The organism is Geothrix rubra (assembly GCF_030268065.1).
GTDB lineage: Bacteria > Acidobacteriota > Holophagae > Holophagales > Holophagaceae > Geothrix > Geothrix rubra.
The window spans coordinates 37,082-59,768 of the sequence record NZ_BSDD01000004.1 but is presented as its reverse complement, the minus strand read 5'-3'; the positions used below and the strand labels follow the sequence as shown (position 1 = coordinate 59,768).

The following is a 22,687-nucleotide window of genomic DNA, read 5'->3' as shown; positions in this document are numbered from 1 at the left end:
GCACCGGTCATGGACAGAGCCCGCCGTCCACGTTCACGATCTGGCCGCTCATGTAGCTGGCCCAGTCGGAGCAGAGGAAGGCCACCACGCCGGCCACCTCCTCGGGCTCGCCCTCGCGCTTGAGGATGGCGGGGGCGAGCATCTCGCGCCGCAGGTCCTCGGGCACGTCGGCCGTGAGCTCCGTGTGGATGAAGCCGGGGTTCACGGCGTTCACCAGGACGCCGAAGGGCGCCATCTCCCGGGCCAGGCTCTTGGTGAGGGCCATGACCGCGCCCTTGCTGGCGCCATAGTTGGTCTGGCCGGCCTTCCCGATGATGCCCGTGGGGCTGACGATGTTGACGATCCGCCCCCACTTGCGGGCCATCATGCCGCGCACGAAGGCCTTGGTGGCGTAGACCGTGCCCCGCAGGTTCACGTCCATCACCTCCTCCCACTTCTCGTCGCCCATGAGGATGAAGGGACCGTCCTTGCGGGTGCCGGCGTTGTTCACGAGGATGTCCACCGGGGCCAGCTCGGCCTTCACCCGGTCCGCGCAGGCCTCCAGCTCGGCCTTCACCCGCACGTCCGCCAGCACCGCCATGGACTTGCGGCCGAGGCCGCGGATCTCCTCGGCGACGGCCTCCGCCAGTTCCAGGTTCGCGCGGGCGTGGACGGCCACGTCCGCGCCCCAGCGGGCCAGTTCCACGGCGATGGCACGGCCGATGCCCCGGGAGGAGCCGGTGACGAAGGCCGTGCGGCCGAGCAGGGGGGGATGGTTGAAGGGCATGGCGGGACTCAGGTTCAACAAACGAGTTAGGATGCACCTGGGAGACGAGCATGTCCAAGGATCTGGTGGACCCTGATGCCCTGGAGGCCTTCCTCAAGGTGCATCCGGACTGGGTGGCCCAGGGCGAAGCCCATGGCCTGACGCTCCGCCGCCGCTACGCCTTCTCGGCCTACCCCCGGGGCCTGGGCTTCGTGGTGGCCGCCGCCGAGCACGCCGAGAAGGTGAACCACCATCCCGACCTGACCCTCGGCTACCGCTGGGTCGTGGCCGTGCTCACCACCCACGTCAGCCGAGGCCTCACACAGCGCGACCTGGACCTGGCCGTGGTCCTGGACCGGCTCTACCAGGAGCATATCTAACCGACCGCCGGATCGCGGAGCGCCCTGCGGGGCAGGGCAGCGGAGCGAGGATCCGGCGCGGAGGTTATGCCACGGGACCGCCGGATCGCGGAGCGCCCTGCGGGGCAGGGCAGCGGAGCGAGGATCCGGCGCGGGAGGCTCCATCGCCGCGAGGCCGAGGCCGAGCGGGAGGCCGCTCCATCGGGAGCGGCCGTCCGATGGAGGTCATGCCACGGGACCGCCGGATCGCGGCGCGCCTACTTCAGTTCCACGGGAGACCCGCTGGGGGGCACGCGGTTGAAGCGGTCCTGGAGGGAACGGACCCGGTCCAGGTTCGAGGCCTCCGGATGGCTGGGGTCCGAGCCTACGAATTCGGCCAGTTCGATCTGCCCATGGCTGGGCGGGGGCGCCTGGAACCCCCGCAGGAGCCGCGTCCGGAGGTCCGCGAGGTAGAAGGCGAAGGACTCGGTCCGGCGGTTCCCCGGGGGCAGGAAATCCGCCACCTCCACCGTGGCCCCAGGCACGCCCCGGCGCGGTGCCGGCGGGGCGGATCGGGCCTGCGCGGCGAAGAGCAGACCGTCGAAGCATCCCGGAGGCACCAGGTGGATCCGGGTGGCGGGATCGCAGCCCAGGTCCGTCCGGAGATCCAGGTTGCCGTCCGGTCCCGCAGCCAGGAGGGCGGTCATCAGGAGCGGAAGGGTGGCACGGAGGAGCATCGGAATCCCAGGATGACCGCTTCCGCCCCCGGATTCCTCAGGGTTTCCGTGGCTTGGGCTTGCCGGGGCGGAAGGGGGCCTTCTTCCCCGGGGTGGGGGCGCCGTCCCGTCGTGGCCGCTCGCTGGAGCCTTCGCGGCGGGGACCGGCGGGGCGATCCCCGGGCTTGAAGGTGCGGCGGGGCCGGTCCTCGGCGCCTTCGCGACGGGGGCGGTCGGCGGGGCCCTCGCGGCGGGGCCGGGCGGGCCGGTCGTCGCGGTCGAAGGTGCGGCGGGGCCGGTCCTCGGCGCCCTCGCGACGGGGGCGATCGGCGGGGCCCTCGCGGCGGGGCCGGGCGGGCCGGTCGTCGCGGTCGAAGGTGCGGCGGGGCCGGTCCTCGGCGCCCTCGCGACGGGGGCGGTCGGCGGGGCCCTCGCGGCGGGGACGGGCGGACCGGTCGTCGCGGTCGAAGGTGCGGCGGGGCCGGTCCTCGGCGCCCTCGCGACGGGGGCGGTCGGCGGGGCCCTCGCGGCGGGGCCGGGCGGGCCGGTCGTCGCGGTCGAAGGTGCGGCGGGGCCGGTCCTCGGCGCCTTCGCGACGGGGGCGGTCGGCGGGACCCTCGCGGCGGGGCCGGGCGGGCCGGTCGTCGCGGTCGAAGGTGCGGCGGGGACGCTCCTCGGCGCCTTCGCGTCGGGGCCGGTCGGCGGGGCCCTCGCGGCGGGGCCGGGTGGGCCGGTCGTCGCGGTCGAAGGTGCGGCGGGGCCGGTCCTCGGCACCTTCGCGACGGGGACGGTCGCTCGGGCCCTCGCGGCGGGGACGGGCGGGACGCTCCGCTTCGCCGGCGCCCTCGAAGCGGCGGGCACGGGCCGAGCGGTCCAGCTTCCGTTCACGGGTGATCTTCGGCTTGAAGAGGCCCTCCTCGCCCCGCAGCCCTTCGGCGGCGCGGGTCAGGCGGGACTGGGTGCGCAGGACCTTGAGGGCCGCCTCCATGTCCGCAGGCATGGGGGCCGAGACGGTGACCTGCTCGTCCGTGACGGGGTGCCGGAAGCCCAGCAGCTCGGCGTGGAGGGCCTGGCGGTCCAGCATGGGGCTCTCGGTGCCGTAGACCTGGTCGCCCAGCAGGGGGAAGCCCCGGTCGGCGAACTGCACGCGGATCTGGTTGCGGCGGCCGGTCTCCAGCTTCACCTCCACCACCGTGTGGCCGGGCAGGCGCTCCACCACGCGGTAGTGGGTCACGGCCTCCTTGGCGCCGGGGGGCATGCGCTTGCCGCCCGCGCCCTTGCGCTCCTTGGCCACGGACATCTTCAGGGACTTGGCGTGTTCGATGAGGTGGCCGGCCAGGGTGCCGCTGTTCTCCGGCAGCTCGCCCACCAGCACGGCGCGGTAGACCCGCTGCAGCTTGTGCAGCTCGAAGAGCTTCTTCAGGCCGTGGAGGGCCTCGGGGGTCTTGGCGAAGACCAGCACGCCGGAGGTGAAGCGGTCGAGGCGATGCACGATGTAGAGCTGGAAGCGCTTGAAGCCGCGGCGGCGGTAGGACTCGGTGATGGCCTCGGCCAGGCTGGGCTCGCCGCCCTGCTCGGCGGGCACCGTGAGGAGCCCCGCGGGCTTGTGGACGAAGAGGAGGTGGGTGTCCTCCCACAGCGTCTCGAAGGGACCGGACTGGAGCTTCTTCGTGGCGGGCATCACCTCGTAGGTGCGGTCGGAATCGAAGGCCACCTTTACCGTGTCGCCGGCCTTGAGGCGCAGGCCGTAGGACTCGGCGACCGTGCCGTTCACCGTGATGCAGCGGCCGTCGATGAAGCCCTTGGCCTGCCGGTGGCTCACCACCAGGATCCGGTGGACCTCCGTGGCCAGGGCCGCGCCCTCGTGTTCCGCCTGCCATTCCCGTTCGATGCGCGCCATGGGGGCCTCCTTCGCCCCGCGTCCTCTAAACGCCGGGCAGCCTTCCAGCAGACCATGGGAAGGGTCCGGGGCCTAACGAAAAAAAGGGAGCGGCCGGAGCCGCCCCCTTTCCGGTGCCCGGGATCCGGGCTACTTCTTGTCGGCCTTGGCGAAGTCGCCGGCCACGAAGACGGAGATCTTCGAGGGGTCGAAGTGCTTGTGGAGGGCGGCCAGGATCTGGTCGTTGGTGAGGGCCTGGACCTTGCGCTCCAGGTCCGCCTGCCAGGCCATGGTACGGCCCAGGTAGAGGTTCGAGGCGAGCCGGCCGGCCAGCTCGCGGTCCTGGGCGCGGCTGGAGGCCTGGCCCTGGAGCCACGCGGTCTTGGCGTCCTGGATCTCCTGCTCCGTGAAGCCCTTGTCCAGGGCCCGGGCGATCTCCTCCTTGAAGGCGACCTCCAGCTTGGCCAGGTTGGCCGGGTTGTAGATGGCGAACGCGTTCCAGGTGGCCTTGGCGTCCTGGGACTGGGCGCTGAGCTGGGAGCCCACGCCGTAGGAGAGGCCGTCCTTCTGGCGGATGCGGTCCGCCAGCCGGCTGCGGAGGGCGCCGCCGCCCAGCATGTAGTTGCCGAGGAGCAGGGCCGGGTAGTCGGGATCCGTGTCCGCCAGGGGCATGGTGAGGCCGGAGACGTAGAAGGCGTTGGCCTTGTCCGGGGTCTCCAGCTTCTCCTCCACGGGCTTCACGGGGACGTAGGCGCTGGGGATGCGGGCGAAGGCCACGGGGGCCTTCCAGGCGCCGAAGAGCTCCTCGACCAGCTGCTTCGTGGCCGCGGGATCCACGTCGCCCACGATGGCCAGGTCGCCGGCGCCGGCGCCGTAGAAGGCGTCATGGAAGGCCTTGAGGTCCTCCACCTTGGCGGCCTTCAGGTCGGCCAGGGACTCGTCCACGTTGTCCGCGTGCCGGGGATGGCCCTTGGGGTACTGGGCGTCGAAGTGCTGGCGGAGGGCCTGGGTGGCCTGGAACTGGGGCTCGGACTTCTGGTACTCCAGGCCCGTCACCTGCTCCTTCACCAGCGTCTCCAGCTCCGAGGCGGGGAAGGCCGGATGCTGCAGCACCTCGGCCACCAGCTGCATGACCTCGGGGAAGGCCTTCCGCTCGGTGGTGATCATCACCCGCGCGTTCTCGGCATCGCCCATGACGAAGACCTGGGCCTTCAGCTTGTCGAAGGCGTCCTTCAGCTCCTGGCGGGTGTGCTTCGTGGTGCCCCGCATGAGCATGGCGCCCGTCAGCTCGGGCGCGGCGCCCTTGCCCATGAGGGCCTGCTCGCTGCCGAGGTGCAGCACGAGCGTGGCGCTCACGGTCTCGCCGCGGGTCTTCTTGGCCAGGATGGCCGTCTTCAGGCCGGAGGCGGTGGTGAAGGTCTGGGTGCGGGCGTCGATGTTCGCGGGCGTGGCGTCGAAGGCTTCGCCCTGGGCCACGACGGCCTGGCCCTGGTAGCCCTTGAGCATGGCCTCCACGTCCTTCACGGCCGGGATCTCGGTGCGGTCCGGCTTGGCCGTGGGGATGAACTCGCCCACGGTGCGGTTGCTCTCCTTCAGGTAGTTGGCGGCCACCGCGTCCACCTGGGCGGGGGTCACGGCCTTGACGCGGTCCCGGTTGAGGAAGAAGAGGCGCCAGTCGCCCTGGGCGATGTACTCGCTGAGGCTGATGCCCAGCCGGTCGCTCTGGTTCATCACCAGGTCGAAGTTCTTCAGGAGGGCTGCCTTGGCGCGGTCCACCTCCTGCTGGGTGAAGGGCTGGGCCTTGGTGTCCTCCAGCACCTTCAGCATCGTCCCGCGGGCCTCCGCCAGGTTGGCGTCCTTGGGCACGGCGGCGCCGAAGAGGAGGAAGCCGGGCTCCTTGGTCTCCCCGTAGTAGGGGAACACCATGGCGGCCTTCTTGGCCTCCACCAGGGCCTTGTAGAGGCGCCCCGAGGGGGCGTCGGTCATGATGTGGCTCAGCACGTCGAGGGCCGCGCCGTCCGGATCGGAGCCGGCGGAGACCTTGTAGGCCGCCAGCACGGCCTGGATGTCGCCCACCCGGCGGACGGTGACGGAACGCTCGCCGTCCTGCACGGGATCCAGGGTGTAGGTGGTCTGGATGGTGCGGGTGGGGCGGGGGATGGCGCCGAACAGGTCGTTGATCTTCGCCAGGGTCTTCGCGGGCTCGAACTTGCCGGCCACCAGCAGCACCGCGTTGTCGGGCTGGTAGTAGGTGCGGTAGAAGGCCTGCAGGCGCTCGATGTTCACATGCTCGATGTCCGAGCGGGCGCCGATGGTGGACTTGCCGTAGTTCTGCCAGTCGAAGGCCTTGGCCAGGGTCCGCTCCAGGGTCACGTTGATGGGGTTGTTCTCCCCCATCTCGAACTCGTTGCGCACCACGGTCATCTCGCCCTTCTTGGCGACGGGGTCCCACAGGTCCCTGCCGTCGATGTTGGCGTGGACCATGCGGTCCGATTCCAGGTCCAGGATCTTGTCCAGGTTGGCGTCGCCCGCCGGGAAGGTGACGAAGTAGTTGGTGCGGTCGTACGAGGTGGACCCGTTGAACCGGGCGCCCACGCTGTTCAGCACCTCCACCGGGTTGGGGTGCCCGTCCTTCCCGCTGAACTTGCGGGAGGGCTTGAACATCAGGTGCTCGAGGAGATGGGCCATGCCCGTCTCGCCGTAGGTCTCGTTCCGGGAACCCACCAGGTAGGTGATGTTCACGGTGGTGGTGGGCTTGCTGGCGTCGGGGAACAGGAGGACCTTCAGGCCGTTGGCCAGGTCGTACTCCGTGATGCCCTCCACCGAGGTCACCTTCACGGGGGCGGGCAGGGCCTTGGCGGCGGGGGCCGCGTGGGCGGTCCGGGGGGCGTGCTTCGGCGCCTCCCCGGCCACCAGGGCCAAGGCCAGGAGGCCGCTCAGCGGCAGGGCGTATCGACGGGAGAGGGGCATGCGGCCTCCGGACTGTGAAAGATCCCTGATGGGAACCCCCAGGATAAGGGAAAAAGCGGGGTTGGTTTAGGGACCTGCGTGTTAAGAATTGTTAAGATGCGACCCGGGCCTGGGCCGCCAGGGTCCGCTCGATCCGTCGGTCCGGCACCAGCCACATCAGGGCCACGAGGACGTAGAGGCCCCCCGCGATCCAAGGGCTGAGGAAGGCCGAGGGGATGGCCAGGGCGTAGAGGAGGGGGGAGAGCTTCCCCTTCAGGTCGCGGCCCACGGCGGCGGCCAGGACCGAGCCCGGGCCCTGGTGGGCGATGATGATCCGCTGGAGCAGCCAGTAGGCCAGGGCCGCCATGAGCAGCACCACACCGTAGAGGGCGGTGGGGACCGGGGCGAAGCGGTTCTCCCCCATCCAGCCGGTCACGAAGGGCACCAGGGACAGCCAGAAGAGCAGGTGGAGGTTGGCCCACAGGATGCCACCCCCCACCCGCTGCACGACGTGGAGCATGTGGTGGTGGTTGTTCCAGTAGATGGCCAGGTACACGAAACTGAGCACGTAGCTGAGGATCACCGGCAGCAGGGGGCGCAGGGCGGCCCACTCGGCGCCCCGTGGGACATGGAGCTCCAGCACCATGATGGTGATGAGGATGGCGATCACCCCGTCGCTGAAGGCCTCGAGCCGCGTCTTGCCCATGGATTCCCCCCCTCCGGATGGCCTGAATGGAATCAGGGATCCCCGGTCCCGTCCAGCCGGCCGCCGGCCTGAGCCTCAGCCTTCCGCCAGCAGCTCCCGCAGCCGGGCCTCCCAGGCGGCGCGGAGGTCGTCCAGCCGCAGGCCCTTGCCCTTGCCGGGGGCGGCCTGGAGGAGGCCCTGGGCGCTGGGATGGGGCAGGGGGTGCAGGTCGAAGGGCGGGACGCCTGCCACGAGGTCCGGGAGGCGTTCCAGGATCCAGCGGGGCCGGGTGCCGAAGGCCAGGACGCGCAGCGGGGCGGTCCGGCCTGCGGCGGCCCGGGCCAGCTCCCCGGCCAGGCGGGCGAGGTTGGGCCGGCTCCGCAGCTCCCGGTCCGAGGGGGCGCGGAAGCGCTCGCCGTCGTTCGTGGGACAGGCGGGCCAGGCGTTGCTGAGGGCCGCGCCCCGCAGCACGGGGGCGAGGCCCCGGGCCTTGAGCCGAGCGCCGTCCCAGTCCTCCCAGGCCGCCTCGGGCACCTTCGCCAGCCCCGTGGCGGCCAGGGCCCGGTAGACCGCGAGGCCGGCGCCATCGCCCCAGAAGGGGATGCCGGACTGGTCTGCGCCCCGGGGGCCCGGCGCTTCGCCGAAGAGCATGACGCGGACCGGCCCGGCGGCCGGGAACAGGGCGGGGGCGGGCTGGCCGAGGATGCGAGGCATGGGACTCCAGTGAACCGTATATTGGGCCATCGCATCCGGTGCCGGGAATCCCTCCCGGCGGGCGCGTGGCGGAACCGGAGGGGGCATGGGCCATCCGGCGGACACGGCTCGGGCGCGGCTGCCCCTGGCGGCCCTGCTCCTGGTCCTGGCCTGCGGTGGGGGCGGCGAGGTGCGGATCCCGCCCTTCTGGGTGTGGGGGAAGGTGGTGGCGGCGGACCTCGACGGCGATGGCCGGCCGGAGGTGGCCGTGGCGGCCGTCCTGGTGGACGGCAGTTCCCGTGCGGACCAGGTGCGGGTGTTCCCGGCCCTCGCCGGGGGCGGGTTCGGCCCACCGGCCGCGTACGCGGTGGCCGCCGATCCCTGGGGCCTCTGCGTGGCAGACCTCGACGGGGACGGCCGGCCCGACCTCGTGGCCACCATTCCCGCCGTGGAGGCGCCGGTGCCGAACCAGGTCGGGGACAGCGGCGGGTTGTCCATCCTGCGGCAGGATGTGGCCTTCCCGGGCCACTTCTTCCGGGCGGTCTGGGTGCGGACCGGCGGGGCCGCCGATGCGGCGGGCGTGGCGGACTTCACGGGGGATGGCCATCCGGACGTGGCGGTGGCGGATGGCGTCCGGGTGAACAGCCGCGTCCTGCTGCTGGCGCAGTCGCCCAGCCAGGCCGGCACCCTGCTGCCGCCGGTCTCCGTGCCGGTGGGCACGGGTCACGGCTACCGGGATCTCGCGGCGGCTGACGTGGACGGCGACGGCCGGCCGGACCTGGTGCTGGCCGGCAACGACGTCGTGGCGGTGCTCCTCCAGCAGGCGGGCGGTGGGTTTGCCTCCCCCACCTTCCTGCCGGCGGGGTCGCATGTGGAGGGGGTGGCCGCGGCCGACCTGGACGGAGACGGGCGGATGGACCTCGTGGCCGCGAATGCCGGCAACGCCCCGGATGGCGGCCGGGGCGGGGCCACGGTGACGGTCTTCCTTCAGCGCCAGCCGGGCCAGTTCACGGCCACCTCCATCCCGGTGCCCGACGGGGCCCGCCAGGTGGCCGTCGGGGACCTCGATGGCGACGGGCTCCCCGACCTGGCGGTGGTGTCCCTGGTCTACCCGTCCCTGTCCACGCCCTCCCGGGTGTCGGTTCTGCGGCAGTCGTCGGCCCAGCGCGGGGCCTTCGTCCCCGGCGGGACCTACGACGGGACCCTGTCCTCGAACTTCCTCGCCCTGGCGGACCTCGATGGCGACGGCCGCACCGACATCCTCCTCAACGAGGGGCCCAGCGTGATGGTCCAGACCGCCACGCCGGGGGTCTTCGCATCCCCGCGGCCCCTGCGCTGATCAGGCGGGTTGGCCCGCCTTGAACAGGGCCGACACGGCCTTGAAGGCGGGGTGGTCCTTGTGGCGGGCCCACTCGAAGGCCACGGACTCGTGGTTGGTGAGGGTGGCGCCGGCGGCGGCCATGCGGTCCAGGGCGTGGCGGCGGTACTCCTCGCCCCGCCCGCTCACGGCATCCCAGCAGACGTGCACCTCGGGCCCGGCCGCCAGCAGCTCCAGCACGGTCTGCAGGACGCAGACGTGGGCCTCGATGCCCGCCACGACGATCTGCCGCCGCTCCGGCGCCAGGCCCGGCCGCGCCTTCCGGAGCAGGGCCTCGAAGCCGCTGTCGCCGCAGCAGCCGAAGGCGGTCTTCTCCAGGAAGAAGGTCGGCGTGGCCAGCCCGTCGAAGGCCGCCCGGAGGCCCGGTTCCGTGGGGCCGAGGCCCTTCGGGTACTGCTCCGTGAGCACCACCGGCACCGAGAACAGGTCCGCCAGCCTGAGCAGGCGGTGCGCCGCCGCCAGCGTCCGTTCGGGGCGGTGGACCATCTGGACGAGCTTCCCCTGGAAGTCGATGACGACGAGGATGCTGCGGTCGGAATCGAGCAGGGCCATGGTGTCCTCCGGGCGGCTGGGACAGGGTACTGCGATCAGGGCCGGGGAGAGGCCGCCGGCAGGGCCTGCCGCCAGTCCCGGCCCACCAGCAGGACCTGGGGCTGGCCCCGTCGCATGAACACCACCCGGTCCCACAGGAATCCCGGGTAGATCCGCACCGGCCCACCTTCGAAGGCGAAGCTCCGGGCGCGGAACCACCGGTGGTACACAAGGTGCCAGGTGCCTTCCGCCTCGACCAGGAAGGCGCGGTGGAGCCGGGGCACCCGTCGCACCTTCCGCGTGAAGCAGGGGAGGGCGTGCCGGGCGCCGGCGGGGGACCGCTCCAGGGCTTTCAGGTCCACCCAGTCCGGAATCTCCCCGGGGCCCCCGGGGCCGATCAGGGCGCGCAGGGCCCCGCGGAAGCCGGTGAGCACGAAGACGAGGGCCCGCAGCAGCAGGGGCAGCAGGAGGGCGATGGCCAGGAGGATTGCCCCCAGCACCGGCAGGGCGAACTGCGGATGCCGGTAGGCCAGGGCCAGCAGTCCGATCACCCCGAGATCCTCCGCGACGCTGAGGACACTGTGGCTGGCGGGTTCCGGCGCCGTGTGGGCGAGGAGCCGGACGCCCATCTTGCTGCCGTGGGCGCCCAGGGCGAGGGTGCCGCCCGCCAGCACGGCGAGGGCCCTGGCGACGGGGTCCAGGTCCGCCGCGGCGCCGAGGGCCAGCAGGGCCCCACCCACGGGGCGGATGAAGGTGTGGATCCCGTCCCAGATCGGCGTGACGAAGGGGATCTTGTCCGCGGCAAATTCAAGGAGGAAGAGGAGGCCCGCCACCGTCAGCACCAGGGGATGGCCGAGGATGGCCAGGTCCGGCGGCAGGCCATGGACCCAGCCGAGGCGCTGCCCGGCCCCCACCAGGAGCACGGTGAGGTAGAGGTTGATCCCGGAGGCGGCGGAGAGGCCGAGGATGGCCGCGAGGGTCTGGGCGGGGCCCATCAGCGGGCGCTCCGCTTCATGGGGCAGGTCCAGATGAGGTGCGGCATGGAGGCTCCTCCCGGAAGCGCCGGTGCGCGGCCAACCTACTCCCGGCCTCCCGGGGGGTCAACGGGGCGTCAGAGGCCCCGCCGGTCCCCAGGAGGTCGGACCCGCCCGCTACCCCTGCACCACGCCGCCATCCAGGTTGAGGCACTGGCCCACCTGCATGGTGTTGGCGGGATCCAGCAGCCACGCGATGCCATGGGCGATCTCCTCGGGGCGGAAGAACCGCTTCACGGGGACGGCGTCCTCGGCCTGGGCCCGGAACTCGGCCTCGCTCTGGCCGGTGACCGCGGCGATCTGCCGGATGCCCGTCTGGGCCATGTCCGTGTCAATCCAGCCCGGCGCCACGGCGTTCACCACGATGCCCCTGCCGATCAGTTCCAGCGCGAGGGCCTTGGCCAGCCCGTGGACGCCGTGCTTGGCGGCGCAGTAGGCCCCGTAGCCCGGAACGCCGAAGCGCCCCAGCACGCTGGACACCAGCACGATGCGGCCGCCGGGGCCCATGCGGGGGAGGAAGGCCCGCACGGTGTTCCAGGGGCCCGTGAGGTCCGCGGCCACGATCTCGTCGAAGAAGGCATCCGTGGGATCGCCGGCGCTGTTGACGTCCTGGTCCACGGGCGTCATGCCCGAGATGCCGGCGGCGGCGACGAGGCCGTCCAGGGGGCCCAGGTCCCGGGCGATGGCTGCCAGGCGGGTGCGATCGGTCACATCCGCCGGAAAGGCCTCGGCCGTGCCGCCGCCGCGGCGGACGGCCTCGGCGGTTTCCTGCAGTGCCGGTTCATTCCGACCCAGGAGCAGCAGGTGCGCCTTCTCGGAGGCGGCCAGGTGGAGGGCGCAGGCGCGGCCCAGACCCCGCGAGGCGCCGGTGATGAGAATGCTGCGGGTCATGGGGCCTCCCTGTGGGATCGAGACGCTGGCACCGGAGCGGCGGGTGCCTATCTTTTTAATTCTGCAGGAGAAGCCCGTGGCATGGGATGCCCGAAACGAACGCCGTCAGGCTGGAAAGGCGCCCCCGGAGGAGTGCCGGGGGGGGCTCTGGTCCGTGCCGGATGGACATCGGCTGCCCAATCTCCTGGATACGGTGCCCTTGGTGCTGGCTGACCCGGAGCACCCGGCGCGGCTGCGGGCCACGGACCTCGAGGATCCCGAGGGCTTCCGGAACCGCCTCACGGCCTGGCTGCTGCGGCAGCGGTGAGGCTCAGCCGCACAGCACGGTCCCTCCGTTCACGTTCAGCACCTCGCCGGTGATGGCCGCGGCCCAGGGGCTCAGAAGGAAGGCCACGGGGCCCGCCAGATCCTCGGCCCCGGGGATGTGGCCCAGGGGGAAGGCGGCCTCGATGCGCTTGCGCTGTTCGGCATCGGCGCGCAGGGCGGCGGCGCTCATGTCCGTATCCACCCAGCCCGGGGCCACGGCGTTCACGCGGATGCGGTCCGGGCCCAGCTCCGGCGCCAGCGACTTCACCAGCGAGATGACGGCCCCCTTGCTGGCGGCGTAGGCGCCGTGGCGCGCCTCGCCCCGCTGGCCGGCGGTGCTGCTGAGGAGGACGATGGATCCGCCGCCCGCCCGGCGCAGGGCCGGGATCACTTCGGCGTTCCAGCGGAAGAGCCCGGTGACGTTGGTCTCCAGGATGTCGAGGAGCACGCCCTCGTCCTCCAGCTCGGCGGGGGTGGCGGCCCAGATGCCGGCGTTGCCCACGAAGGCGTCCAGGCCGCCCCAGGCCGCCTCCACCGCGGCCACGGCCACCTGGGCGTCGGCCCGGCTGCGCTGGTCCGCGCGGATGGCCAGGACGGCGCGGCCCTGGGCCTGGAGGTCCGCCTGCAAGTCCAGGGCAGCCTGCTCGGCGCTGAGGTAGGTGAAGGCCACCTTCGCGCCGAGGCCAGTGAGCAGGCGCACGGTGGCGGCGCCGATGCCCCGGCTGCCGCCGGTGACGAGGATGCGCTGGTGGGAAAGGTCGAGGCTCATGCAGGCTCCGGGCTGCGCAGGACGCAGCGGTCGTGGAGGCGGGGGATCAGGTCCCCCAGCCGGGATTCGGGAACGAGGAAGGCGATGGAGACGGTGCTGCTGCCCGTGAGGAGTCCCCCCACGGGCTCGTGGCCCAGGGCGGCCAGGTGGCGCAGGGCGGCCACCGGGTCGGCCCGCAGCCCCTCGCCCACCAGGGCCACCACGGCCCAGCCGGACTCGCGTTCGGCACCCCCGGCCTCGAGGTCGGCGAGGGCCTCCGCGGCGGCGGGGGTGTCCGGGCGCACGGCCAGCAGGGTTCCGGCGGGGCTGGAGACGAGGCCGAAGCGCAGGGCCCCGGCCTCCTCCAGGCGCCGGGCCGCTTCCAGGGGCGGCTCCAATCCCGCGGCGGCCGGGTAGCGGAGCAGGCTCAGGCCCTCCTTGTAGGCCACGGAGGTGACCTCGCCCGCGGCGCGGGACGGGGCCACGGGCAGGATCTCCGTGCGGGAGGCGCCGGGGCGGAGGGTGTTGGCCACCACCAGGCGGAACCCCGCCCGGCCGCCGGGGGCCAGCGAATCGGCGTGGAGCACCTTGGCGCCGAAGGCGCTGAGGGCCTCGGCCTCGCCCAGGCTCATGCGGGGGATGGGCCGCGCCTCGGGCACCAGGCTGGGGTCCGCGGTGAGGACGCCGTCCACGTCGGTCCAGATCTGGACCTCGGCGGCGCCCAGGGCCTCCCCCAGCAGGGTGGCGCTGGTGTCGGAGCCGCCCCGGCCCAGGGTGGTGGTGGCGCCGTCGGGGGCGATGCCCAGGAAGCCCTGGGTCACCCAGAGGGCGCCGCCGGCCAGGGCCTCGCGCCAGGGCTCCGCCGCGGCCCGCAGGGCGGGGAGCTGGACCCGGGCCTTGCCGAAGCGGGCGTCCGTCCGCATCACCTCCCGCACGTCCCGGAAGGTGGCCTGGAAGCAGGCGGCCGCCAGGTGGGCCGAGAGGGTCTCCCCCGCTGCCAGGGCCGCGTCGCGGCCCCGGGCCGTGGCCTCGCCCAGGAGGGCCATGCCCGTCACCACCTGGTCCAGCCGGGCCAGGAGGGGGCCCCAGGCGGGCCGCACGTTGTTGACGAGGCCCAGTTCCGCCGCCACGGCGCCGTGGTGGTCGCGCAGATCCGAGAGCTGCGCCTGGGCCGCGGGCAGGTCGCCCCGGCCGGCGGCGGCCACGGCCTCCAGGATGCGGTCCGTGGTGCCCTTGAGGGCCGATACCACCACAAGGCCGCCGGCGGGCAGCTCCCCGCGCACGATGGCCGCCGACCGCCGCAACGCTGCCGCACTGCCCACGGAACTGCCGCCGAACTTCAGGATGCGGGTCATGGCGCCACCCCGTCGAGCAGCCGGTCCAGCCACGTGGCCACCTGACCCCACTCCATGAGGAAGGCGTCGTGGCCGTGGGGCGTGTGCAGCCAGTCCAGGCGGACGTCGGCACCGGCCTCCCGGGCGGCTTCGGCCAGCTCCCGGACGAGGGCCGGTACGAAGAGCTGGTCGGAGTCGATGCCCAGGAGATGCAGGGGCGCCCGCAGGCCACGCAGGGCTGGCACCAGCCCGCCGCGGCCCCGGCCGAGGTCGTGGGCGTCCCAGGCCTTGAGCAGGGCCAGGTAGCTCTCCCGGGTGAAGCGGTCGGCCAGGGCCCGGCCGTGGTGGTCCAGCCAGCCCTGGATGCCGCCCTCCGCGAACCGCGCGTTGAGGCTGTCCGGCGTGCGGAAGGTGAGCATGGCGGCGTGGCGGGCCAGGGCGATGGCGGTGTCGTCGGGAAGGGAGGGGTCCTCCAGGATGCGGCGTTGGACGTGGTTCTGGCCCAGGAGCCAGGCATCGCTGCGCCCCCCGGCGCCGATGACGCCCAGGGTGCCGATCCGCTCCGGCAGGCGCAGGGCCAGCTCCAGGATCACCATGCCGCCCAGGCTGCCGCCGAGGGCCGCGTCGAACCGCAGATCCTCGGCCTCGATCCAGGCCGCCAGGGCCCCGGCCATGTCGCGGGGGGTGAGGTCCGGGAAGGGTTCGCCCTTCCGCGGTCCCGTGGAGCCGTAGCAGGAGCCGGGAAGGTTGGGCGCCCACACGGTGGCGCGGTCCGCAGCCAGGGGCGCATCCGGCGCGAAGAGCGGCCCCCACCAGCCCTTCGGCCCGTCGGGGAACACGCCGCCCGTGAGGGCGTGGACGACGAGCACCCGCAAGGGCCCCTGGCCGATGCGGCGCCACGCGATGTCCATGGACAGGGACTGTCCGTTCTCCAGGGTGATGGGGGGCAGGGCGGTGGCGGCGGTCACGGGCGTCCTCCGAGGGCCTGCTCCAGATCCTCGATGAGATCGTCCAGGTGTTCCAGCCCCACGGAGAGGCGGATGAGGTCGTTCCCAACCCCGGTGGCCAGCCGCTCGGCGGCGCTGAGCTGCTGGTGGGTGGTGCTGGCGGGGTGGATGATGAGGCTCTTGGCGTCGCCCACGTTGGCGAGCCGCGAGAAGAGCTGCACCCGGTCGATGACGGCCCTGCCGGCGTCGAGCCCGCCCCGCACCCCGAAGGTGAGGATCCCGCCGAAGCCCGCGCCGGGCCGGAAGAACCGGCTCGCATTCGCGTGGCCCGGGGCGTCGGGCAGGCCGGGGTGGTTCACCCAGGCCACCTCGGGGCGGCCCTCCAGCCACCTCGCCAGGGCCAGGGCGTTCTGCCCGTGGCGCTCCAGGCGCAGGGGGAGGGTCTCGATGCCCTGGAGGATGAGGAAGGCGTTGAAGGGGCTCAGGGCCGCGCCGGTGTCGCGCAGGCCCTCGATGCGGGCCTTGGTGATGAAGGCCGCAGGGCCCGCCAGGTCGGCCAGCACCGCGCCGTGGTAGGGCGCGAAGGGCTCCGTGAACTCAGGGAACTTCCCGCCGCGCCAGTCGAAGCTGCCGCCGTCCACGATGACGCCGGCGAGGCTGGTGCCGTGCCCGCCCAGGTACTTCGTGGCGCTGTGGACGACGATGTCCGCGCCGTGCCGCAGGGGGTTCAGCAGGTACGGGCTGGCCAGGGTGTTGTCCACGATCAGCGGCACGCCGGCGTCGTGGGCGAGGGCGGCGATCACCTCGAAATCCGGCACGTCCAGCTTGGGATTGCCCAGGGCCTCGACGTAGACGGCGCGGGTGGCGGGGGTGATCGCAGCACGGAAGGCCGCGGGGTCCGTGCTGTCCACGAAGGTGGCCGTGATGCCCAGGCGGGGCAGGGTGTGGGCCAGGAGGTTGTAGGTGCCGCCGTAGAGGTTGTTCCCCGCCACCACGTGATCGCCCTTGCGCAGCAAGGTGGTGAGGGCGAGGGTGATGGCCGCCTGGCCCGAGGCCACGGCCAGGGCCCCGATCCCGCCCTCCAGGTCCGCCACGCGCTGCTCCAGCACCGCCGTGGTGGGGTTCATGATCCGCGTGTAGATGTTCCCAGGCGTCTCCAGGTTGAAGAGGGCCGCGCCGTGCTCGGAGGAGTCGAACACGTAGCTGGTGGTCTGGTAGATGGGCACGGCGCGGCTGCGCGTGTCCTGGTCGGGCGTGTGGCCCCCGTGCAGGGCGAGGGTCTCGAAGCGGGGGGTGCGGGTGGCGGTGGCGCCCATGGCGTCTCCTGGAGAAGAAGGTTGGGAAGGCCGAGGCCCCGTCCGTCCAAGCAAGTCCAGGAAATGAAAAAGGGGCCCGATCGCTCGGGCCCCTTTCGATGGTTGCGTCCGTTCGACACAGCTCGACATCTCTCCACGATTGCTCATGGCAGGAATTGGCACCTTGCGTTCGCAGGTTGCCAAGGTTTCACAGGGCCCGTCCCTCCACCTTTCTGGATAACTCGCTATGGAACTGGCAAGGATCTCGTCAGAGAACGGCCCCGAAGGGCCGGTGAAGAACGGTAACGTCGAGGCCTTCCGAACGCAACCCTCTTCCTGGAACGCCGGCGATGGTCAGGTCGAGAAGTACCGGGCCTGGGGATGCCATGCCACCAGGGCGCTGGTGGCGTACTCGGGATCCATCTGGAAGGTCTCGGTGAGGGTGATGCCGATGGCCTGGCCCTGCAGCAGGTCGAGGATGGCGGCGTTGCCGTGGAGGTCGGGGCAGGCGGGGTAGCCGAAGGAGTAGCGCGAGCCCTGGTAGCCCTGGGCGAAGAGGGCCCGGCCAGGGAGGTCTTTCGCGGCGAGGCCCAGCTCCCGGCGGATGCGGGCGTGGATGCGTTCGGCGTAGGCCTCGGTGAGCTCCGTGGCGAGGCCGTGGAAGGCGAAGTAGTCGGCGTAGGCGTGGGCCTCGTAGAGCCGCTTCGCGTGGTCCGCCGCGGATTGGCCCAGGGTGACGAGCTGGAGGGCCAGGACGTCCGTCCGGTCGGCGCGGAAGAAATCCGCGATGCAGAGGCGGCGGCCCGCGGCCTGGCGGGGGAAGGGGATCGAGGCGAGGGGCCGGTCGGGATCCGAGGGATCGAAGACGCGCAGCGCATCCCCCGCGGCCCGAACCGGGAAGTAGCCATAGCGGGCCCTCGGCACCACCAGCGGCTCCGCGGCCAGCCGCGCCTTCCAGGCCGCCAGCTGGGGCTCGGCCTTCTCCCGCAGCACGGCCGCGAAGGCCGCGTCGTCCAGGCTGCCCTGGCTGAAACCCCAGCGGTTGCGGATGAGGGCGAACTCGTCGAGGAATTCGAAGAGCCCCGCCACCTCCTCCGCCAGCTCCCGCACGCCCCAGAAGGGCGGCTCGGGGGGGGCGTCGTCATGCCGCACCCAGCTGCTCTGGCCGGCCTCCGTCAGGGGAACCGCCGCGCCGCCGCGATGCAGGATCTTGATACCGCCAGCCGCGCCTGCGGCTGGCGCCGGGACGGGCATCGGTTCTCCCGAGACGATGGCTTGCATCTGCCGCAGCCCCTCGAAGGCGTCCTCCGCGTAGAACACGGGGCCGGGGTAGGCGCGGCGGCAGTCGCCCTCCACGTAGTCGCGGGTGAGGGCCGCCCCGCCGAGGATGACGGGGATCCGGTGGCCCTGTTCCTCCATGAAGGTCAGGTTCTCCTTCATCACCACGGTGGACTTCACCAGCAGGCCCGGGAGGCCGATGGCGTCCGCGGGCCAGTCCGCCAGGGCCTTGAGGATGGCCTCGATGGGCTGCTTGATGCCCAGGTTGCGCACCTCGAAGCCGTTGTTGCTGAGGATGATGTCCACCAGGTTCTTGCCGATGTCGTGGACATCGCCCTTCACGGTCGCAAGGAGGATGCGGCCCTTCTGGTAGTCGGCCTCCTTCGGCAGCCGGGGCTCGATGCGCCGGATGGCGGCCTTCATGGCCTCGGCGCTCTCCAGCACGAAGGGCAGCTGCATCTCGCCCGCCCCGAAGCGGTCGCCCACCACCTTCATGGCGCCCAGCAGCACCTCGTTGATGAGCCTCAGGGGATCGTGGTCCCGCAGGGCCTCGTCCACATCCGCGAGGATGGCCTGCTTCTCGCCGTCCAGGATGTCGCGGTGGAGGCGCTCCAGCACCGGCAGGTCGGCACGCCGGTCCTCGGCGAGAGCGGCCTTGCGGTCGCTGAAGCGGGCCAGGATGGCCTTGAGGGGATCGTAGCCCTCGCTGCGCCGGTCGAAGATGAGGTCCTCGACGATCCGCCGGTCCTCGGGGTCGATCTTCGCGACCGGGATGACCTTGGACGAGTTGAAGATGGCCAGGTCGAGGCCGTGCTGCACGGCGTGGTAGAGCGTGAGGGCGTTCAGCACGTGGCGGGCGGCGGGATTCAGGCCGAAGCTCACGTTGCTCACGCCGAGGAGGGTGCGCACGCCCGGCAGTTCCGCCTTGATGAGCCGGATGGCCTCCAGGGTCTCCACCGCCGAGCCGCGGAAGGCCTCGTCGCCGCTGCCCAGGGTGAAGGTGAGGGGATCCAGGATGAGGTCGCCGGGATCCAGGCCGTACTCCCCCACGGCCAGGGCGTGGAGCCTTCGGGCCACGGCCAGCTTCTCGCCGCGGGTCCTGGCCATGCCGTGCTCGTCGATGGTGAGGGCCACGACGGCGGCACCGTAGGTGCGGCAGAGCTCGAGGATCCGGCGGGCCTTGTCCTCGCCGTCCTCGAAGTTGATGGAGTTCACCACGCACTTGCCGGGGGCCAGCTGGAGGGCCCGCTCGAGCACCGGCACCTCGGTGCTGTCGATCATGAGGGGCGGGGTGACCTGGGTGACGAGCCGGCTGAGGAGCGCATCCATGTCCCGCACCTCATCACGGCCCACGTAGGCCACGCAGAGGTCCAGCAGGTGGGCCCCTTCCCGCTGCTGCTCGCGGGCGATGCCCACGAGGCCATCCCAGTCCTCCGCCGCCAGCAGGTCGCGGAACTTCTTCGAGCCGTTCGCGTTGGTCCGCTCCCCCACGATGAGGGGGGCGGGCTCCTGGCGCAGGGTCACGGCCTGGTAGAGGCTGGCGGCGCTGCGCTCCAGCCTCGGTTCGCGCCGGGGCGGCGACAGGCGCTCCACGCCGGGGGCCAGGGCGCGGATGTGGTCGGGCGTGGTGCCGCAGCAGCCGCCCACGATGGCCAGGCCGAACTCGGACGCCGCATGCAGCACCTTCCCCGCGAAGGCTTCCGGCCCCAGGGGGTAGGCCACCTGGCCGTCCACGTTCAGGGGCAGGCCCGCGTTGGGCAGGCAGCTCAGGTGGAAGGGGCTCGCCTCGGCCAGGGTCTGCAGGTGGGCGTGCATCTCGTCGGGGCCCGTGGCGCAGTTGAGGCCCAGCACGTCGAGGCCCAGGGGCTCGACGCTGGCCAGTACCGCGCCGATCTCCGAGCCCACCAGGAGGGTGCCCGTGGTCTCCACCGTGGCCTGGACCCAGAGCGGCACCCTGCGCTTCGCGGCGGCCATGGCCTCCTTCGCGGCCCGCACGGCCACCTTGATCTGGCCCAGGTCCTGGCAGGTCTCGATGAGGAGGGCGTCCACGCCGCCCTCCAGGAGGCCGTCCATCTGCACGCGGTAGGAGGCCAGCAGGTCGGCGTAGGCCACGTGGCCCAGGGTGATGAGCTTGGTGCCGGGGCCCACGGAGCCGAGGACGAAGCGGGGGCGGTCGAAGCTGCGGGCCACCTCCTTCGCCAGCGACGCCGCCTGCACGTTCAGGGCGCGGGCCCTGTCCGCCAGGCCGAACTCGCCGAGCACCAGCGGATTCGCGCCGAAGGTGTTGGTCTCCACCGCATCGGCCCCGGCCCGGAAGTAGCCTTCGTGGATCTCGCGGATCCACTGGGGGCGGCGCTCCGTGAGCAGGTCCACGCAGCCCTCCAGGGCCGCGCCGCCGTAGTCCTCCACCGTGGGCTTCCGGGCGAAGATCTGCGTGCCCATGCCGCCGTCCAGCAACAGCACCTTCTCGCGGAGGAGATCGGAGAGCGAAGTCATGTCACAGCCCCAGGTACTCGATGGCCACGTCGCCCTGCACCACCACCTGGCAGGCCAGGCGCTGATCGGGGGGGGCGCCGAGGCCCGCCAGGAAGTCCCGCTCTTCGGGCCCCGGCTCGCCGCAGTGGCCGAGGCCTTCCGTGACGCGCACGCGGCACGTGCCGCAGCTCCCCGTGCGGCAGCCGAACGTGATGTCGGCCCCCGCCGCGTCCGCGATGCGCTGCAGCGGCGTCCCCGCCGGCGCCTCCACCAGCAGATCCTCCAGGAGGAAGTGGACCTTTACCGACATGCATCACCCGAGGGAGAACCTGAAAGATCACCACCAAGACACCAAGACGCCAAGAACTGCAAAAGCAATTCTTTGCCTTTCTTGGTGTCTTGGTGCCTTGGTGGTGCGCACGGGTCATTCATTCAGGCCTCCCGTCTGGGCAGCAGGGGGGCCACCAGCTCCACCTGGCCGAAGGGCGCAGAGAGCTGGAGGCCCTGGATGCGGGGGCGGATGGCCTCGATGATCTCCCGCGCGATGTCGAGGCCCTCCTTGACCTGGTCTTCGGCGGTGGTGCGGCGGGCCATGCGGGCCAGCAGGGACTTCGGCAGGACCACGCCGGGCACCTCGTTGGCCATGAACTCGGCGTTGCGGAGGCTCTTGAGGGGCCAGATGCCGGCGAGAATGGGGATGCCGCCGCCCCCCAGGGACTGGGCGAAGTCCAGGAAGCGGAAGAGGCTGTCCGCGTCGAAGACCGGCTGGGTGATGGCCCACTGGGCGCCGGCCTCCACCTTGAGGCGGAACCGGTGCCGCTCCCGCTCGAGGTCCGGCGCGACAGGGTTCGCGCCCACGCCGATGCTGAAACGGGTCGGCGCCCCGATGCCGGCGCCGCCCAGGTCCAGGCCCGTGTTCAGGCGCTTGAGCATGTTCACGAGGCCGATGGCGTCCACGTCGAACACGGCGGTGGCCTGGGGATAGGGACCCAGCTTCGGCGGATCGCCGGTGACGGCCAGGAGGTTGCGCAGGCCCAGGCCCGCTGCGCCCAGCAGGTCGCTCTGCATGCCCAGCAGGTTCCGGTCCCGGCAGGCGTAATGGAGGATCGTCTCCAGGCCCACGTGCTGCTCGATGATGAGGGCCGTGGCCAGGGCGGACATGCGGGCCATGGCCCGGGGGCCGTCGGGCACGTTGATGGCGTCCACGCCCAGGGCCCGGCACTGGCGCGTCTTCGCCAGCAGCTTGTCGTACTCCATGCCCTTGGGGGGCACCAGCTCCACGGTGTGGGTGAACTCGCCCTGGGCCAGTTTCGTGCTGAAGCGGCTCCGGAAGGCGAAGGGCACCTCGGGCTGGGGCTGCTCCTGCGAGGTGGGGGCGCCGGTCGGAGCGGCCTGCACGAAGGCCTGGGCCTGGCGGAAGGCGCCCCGCATGGCGCGGATGTGGGCGGGGGTGGTGCCGCTGCAGCCGCCCACGGCGCGGGCTCCGGCGGCCAGCGCCTTGCGGGCGAACTCGCCCAGGTACTCGGGGCTGGCCATGTAGAGCAGGCGCCCGTCCACCATCCGCGGCAGGCCCGGGTTGGGTTGCAGGACGATGGGCTTGGCGGTGGCGGTGCGGAACCGCTCCAGCAGGCGCAGCAGGGGGGCGGGGCCGTTGCCGCCGTTGGTGCCCACGAGATCGGCCCCCCACTCGTCGAGCTTGCGGATGAACCACTCGGGCTCGGTGCCGTAGAGGGCGCGGCCCTCCTCGTCCGTGCTCATCATGGCCACCACGGGCAGGTCGGCGGTTTCCTTCACGGCGAGGAGGGCCTGGTGGATCTCGTTCAGGTCCTCGAAGGACTCGAGCACGAAGAGGTCCACGCCGGCCTGGGCCAGGAGCTCCGCCTGCTCGCGGAAGACGGCCCGGGCCTCGTCGAAGGAGGTGGGACCCCAGGGCTCGATGCGGACCCCCAGCGGGCCCAGGCAGCCCGCCACCCAGGCGGCCGAGCCCTGCTGGGCCGCGGCCGCCCGGGCCAGCGCCACGCCGGCGCGGTTGATGTCCGCCAGCTTCCCCTCCAGCCCGTAGGCAGCGAGCTTGAGCCGGTTGGCCCCCCAGGTGTTGGTGGTGAGCACCTGGGCCCCGGCGGCGAGGAACTCGGCGTGGATGCCCCGCACCAGGTCCGGCGACTGGAGGTTGGCCTCGTCGAAGCTGCGGTTGATGAACACCCCGCGGTCGTACAGGGCCGAGGGCGTGCTCCCGTCGAAGAGGACGCAGGTACCGGCCGCGAGGGCCTGCTGGAAGGTGGGAAGGGACATGGCTGCGCCTGGGGGCAGTCCGTCGATCGTCATCCAGGGGTTTGGGTCAGTCCGAACCGGGTCGGTATCTTTCCCCCGGACGCGCCGGGGGCAGGAATTGGCACCTTGCATTCGCTGGTTGCCAAGGTTTCACAGGGCCTTTTCCCTCCACCTTTCTGGATAGCGCTCTTGGA

At 72.3% G+C, this 22,687-nt stretch carries 18 protein-coding genes and 2 riboswitches; of the genes, 2 read left to right on the top strand and 16 right to left on the bottom strand.

From position 1 onward, the window contains the following. Window positions 1-7: 7 nt before the first annotated feature. A complete protein-coding gene (locus tag QSJ33_RS10750) occupies window positions 8-766 on the bottom strand; it encodes a 3-oxoacyl-ACP reductase family protein (RefSeq protein WP_285725934.1) in 759 nt (252 codons plus the stop codon). A gap of 50 nt (window positions 767-816) precedes the next feature. On the opposite strand from QSJ33_RS10750, the gene QSJ33_RS10745 reads away from it, so the two are divergent. Continuing rightward, on the top strand, window positions 817-1,125 hold the full coding sequence (locus QSJ33_RS10745) for a 4a-hydroxytetrahydrobiopterin dehydratase (RefSeq protein WP_285725932.1): 309 nt from the start codon (window positions 817-819) through the stop codon (window positions 1,123-1,125). Window positions 1,126-1,361: 236 nt separating this feature from the next. On the opposite strand, the gene QSJ33_RS10740 is transcribed toward QSJ33_RS10745, so the two are convergent. The 5 genes from QSJ33_RS10740 to QSJ33_RS10720 all read right to left on the bottom strand — a co-directional run bounded on the left by QSJ33_RS10740 (window position 1,362) and on the right by QSJ33_RS10720 (window position 8,026). Then, on the bottom strand, window positions 1,362-1,820 hold the full coding sequence (locus QSJ33_RS10740; protein WP_285725930.1) for a hypothetical protein: 459 nt from the start codon (window positions 1,818-1,820) through the stop codon (window positions 1,362-1,364). A gap of 37 nt (window positions 1,821-1,857) precedes the next feature. Continuing rightward, entirely contained in the window at window positions 1,858-3,699 is a 1,842-nt protein-coding gene (locus QSJ33_RS10735) for an RluA family pseudouridine synthase (protein WP_285725928.1), read from the bottom strand. A 129-nt stretch (window positions 3,700-3,828) separates the two neighbouring features. Continuing rightward, window positions 3,829-6,648, bottom strand: coding sequence for a M16 family metallopeptidase (locus QSJ33_RS10730; protein ID WP_285725926.1), 2,820 nt, complete (start codon window positions 6,646-6,648; stop codon window positions 3,829-3,831). A gap of 91 nt (window positions 6,649-6,739) precedes the next feature. Next, window positions 6,740-7,333, bottom strand: a complete 594-nt coding sequence (locus QSJ33_RS10725) for a TMEM175 family protein (RefSeq protein ID WP_285725924.1) — start codon at window positions 7,331-7,333, stop codon at window positions 6,740-6,742. A gap of 75 nt (window positions 7,334-7,408) precedes the next feature. Then, on the bottom strand, window positions 7,409-8,026 hold the full coding sequence (locus QSJ33_RS10720; protein ID WP_285725922.1) for a uracil-DNA glycosylase family protein: 618 nt from the start codon (window positions 8,024-8,026) through the stop codon (window positions 7,409-7,411). Between the two features lie 85 nt (window positions 8,027-8,111). On the opposite strand from QSJ33_RS10720, the gene QSJ33_RS10715 reads away from it, so the two are divergent. Then, window positions 8,112-9,344: an FG-GAP repeat domain-containing protein gene (locus QSJ33_RS10715; protein ID WP_285725920.1), complete on the top strand. Its 1,233-nt coding sequence runs from the start codon at window positions 8,112-8,114 to the stop codon at window positions 9,342-9,344. On the opposite strand, the gene QSJ33_RS10710 is transcribed toward QSJ33_RS10715, so the two are convergent. The 10 genes from QSJ33_RS10710 to QSJ33_RS10665 form a co-directional block, all read right to left on the bottom strand. After that, complete coding sequence (locus QSJ33_RS10710; RefSeq protein WP_285725919.1) at window positions 9,345-9,935, bottom strand: isochorismatase family protein; 591 nt, start codon at window positions 9,933-9,935, stop codon at window positions 9,345-9,347. A 35-nt stretch (window positions 9,936-9,970) separates the two neighbouring features. Continuing rightward, window positions 9,971-10,909 carry a DUF4126 domain-containing protein gene (locus QSJ33_RS10705; RefSeq protein WP_285725917.1) on the bottom strand — a complete coding sequence of 313 codons (939 nt, stop codon included), beginning with the start codon at window positions 10,907-10,909 and terminating at the stop codon, window positions 9,971-9,973. Between the two features lie 156 nt (window positions 10,910-11,065). Further along, window positions 11,066-11,839, bottom strand: a complete 774-nt coding sequence (locus QSJ33_RS10700) for an SDR family NAD(P)-dependent oxidoreductase (RefSeq protein WP_285725915.1) — start codon at window positions 11,837-11,839, stop codon at window positions 11,066-11,068. Window positions 11,840-12,149: 310 nt separating this feature from the next. Continuing rightward, window positions 12,150-12,914, bottom strand: coding sequence for an SDR family NAD(P)-dependent oxidoreductase (locus QSJ33_RS10695; protein ID WP_285725913.1), 765 nt, complete (start codon window positions 12,912-12,914; stop codon window positions 12,150-12,152). Next, a complete protein-coding gene (locus QSJ33_RS10690; protein ID WP_285725906.1) occupies window positions 12,911-14,248 on the bottom strand; it encodes an aspartate kinase in 1,338 nt (445 codons plus the stop codon). The genes QSJ33_RS10695 and QSJ33_RS10690 overlap by 4 nt, the downstream gene beginning before the upstream one ends. Beyond that, a complete protein-coding gene (locus QSJ33_RS10685) occupies window positions 14,245-15,195 on the bottom strand; it encodes an alpha/beta fold hydrolase (protein WP_285725905.1) in 951 nt (316 codons plus the stop codon). Before QSJ33_RS10685 ends, QSJ33_RS10690 begins: the two co-directional genes overlap by 4 nt. Then, window positions 15,192-16,490, bottom strand: a complete 1,299-nt coding sequence (locus QSJ33_RS10680) for an O-acetylhomoserine aminocarboxypropyltransferase/cysteine synthase family protein (protein ID WP_285725902.1) — start codon at window positions 16,488-16,490, stop codon at window positions 15,192-15,194. Before QSJ33_RS10680 ends, QSJ33_RS10685 begins: the two co-directional genes overlap by 4 nt. A gap of 122 nt (window positions 16,491-16,612) precedes the next feature. After that, a riboswitch (SAM riboswitch) is annotated at window positions 16,613-16,713 on the bottom strand. 110 nt (window positions 16,714-16,823) lie between these two features. Then, window positions 16,824-20,243 (bottom strand): methionine synthase, encoded by a 3,420-nt coding sequence (metH, locus tag QSJ33_RS10675; RefSeq protein ID WP_285725900.1) that lies wholly within the window; start codon window positions 20,241-20,243, stop codon window positions 16,824-16,826. Between the two features lies 1 nt (window position 20,244). Next, window positions 20,245-20,532 carry a 2Fe-2S iron-sulfur cluster-binding protein gene (locus QSJ33_RS10670; protein ID WP_285725898.1) on the bottom strand — a complete coding sequence of 96 codons (288 nt, stop codon included), beginning with the start codon at window positions 20,530-20,532 and terminating at the stop codon, window positions 20,245-20,247. A gap of 122 nt (window positions 20,533-20,654) precedes the next feature. Then, on the bottom strand, window positions 20,655-22,514 hold the full coding sequence (locus QSJ33_RS10665) for a bifunctional homocysteine S-methyltransferase/methylenetetrahydrofolate reductase (protein ID WP_285725896.1): 1,860 nt from the start codon (window positions 22,512-22,514) through the stop codon (window positions 20,655-20,657). 61 nt (window positions 22,515-22,575) lie between these two features. Next, window positions 22,576-22,680: riboswitch (SAM riboswitch) on the bottom strand. Between the last annotated feature and the right edge of the window lie 7 nt (window positions 22,681-22,687).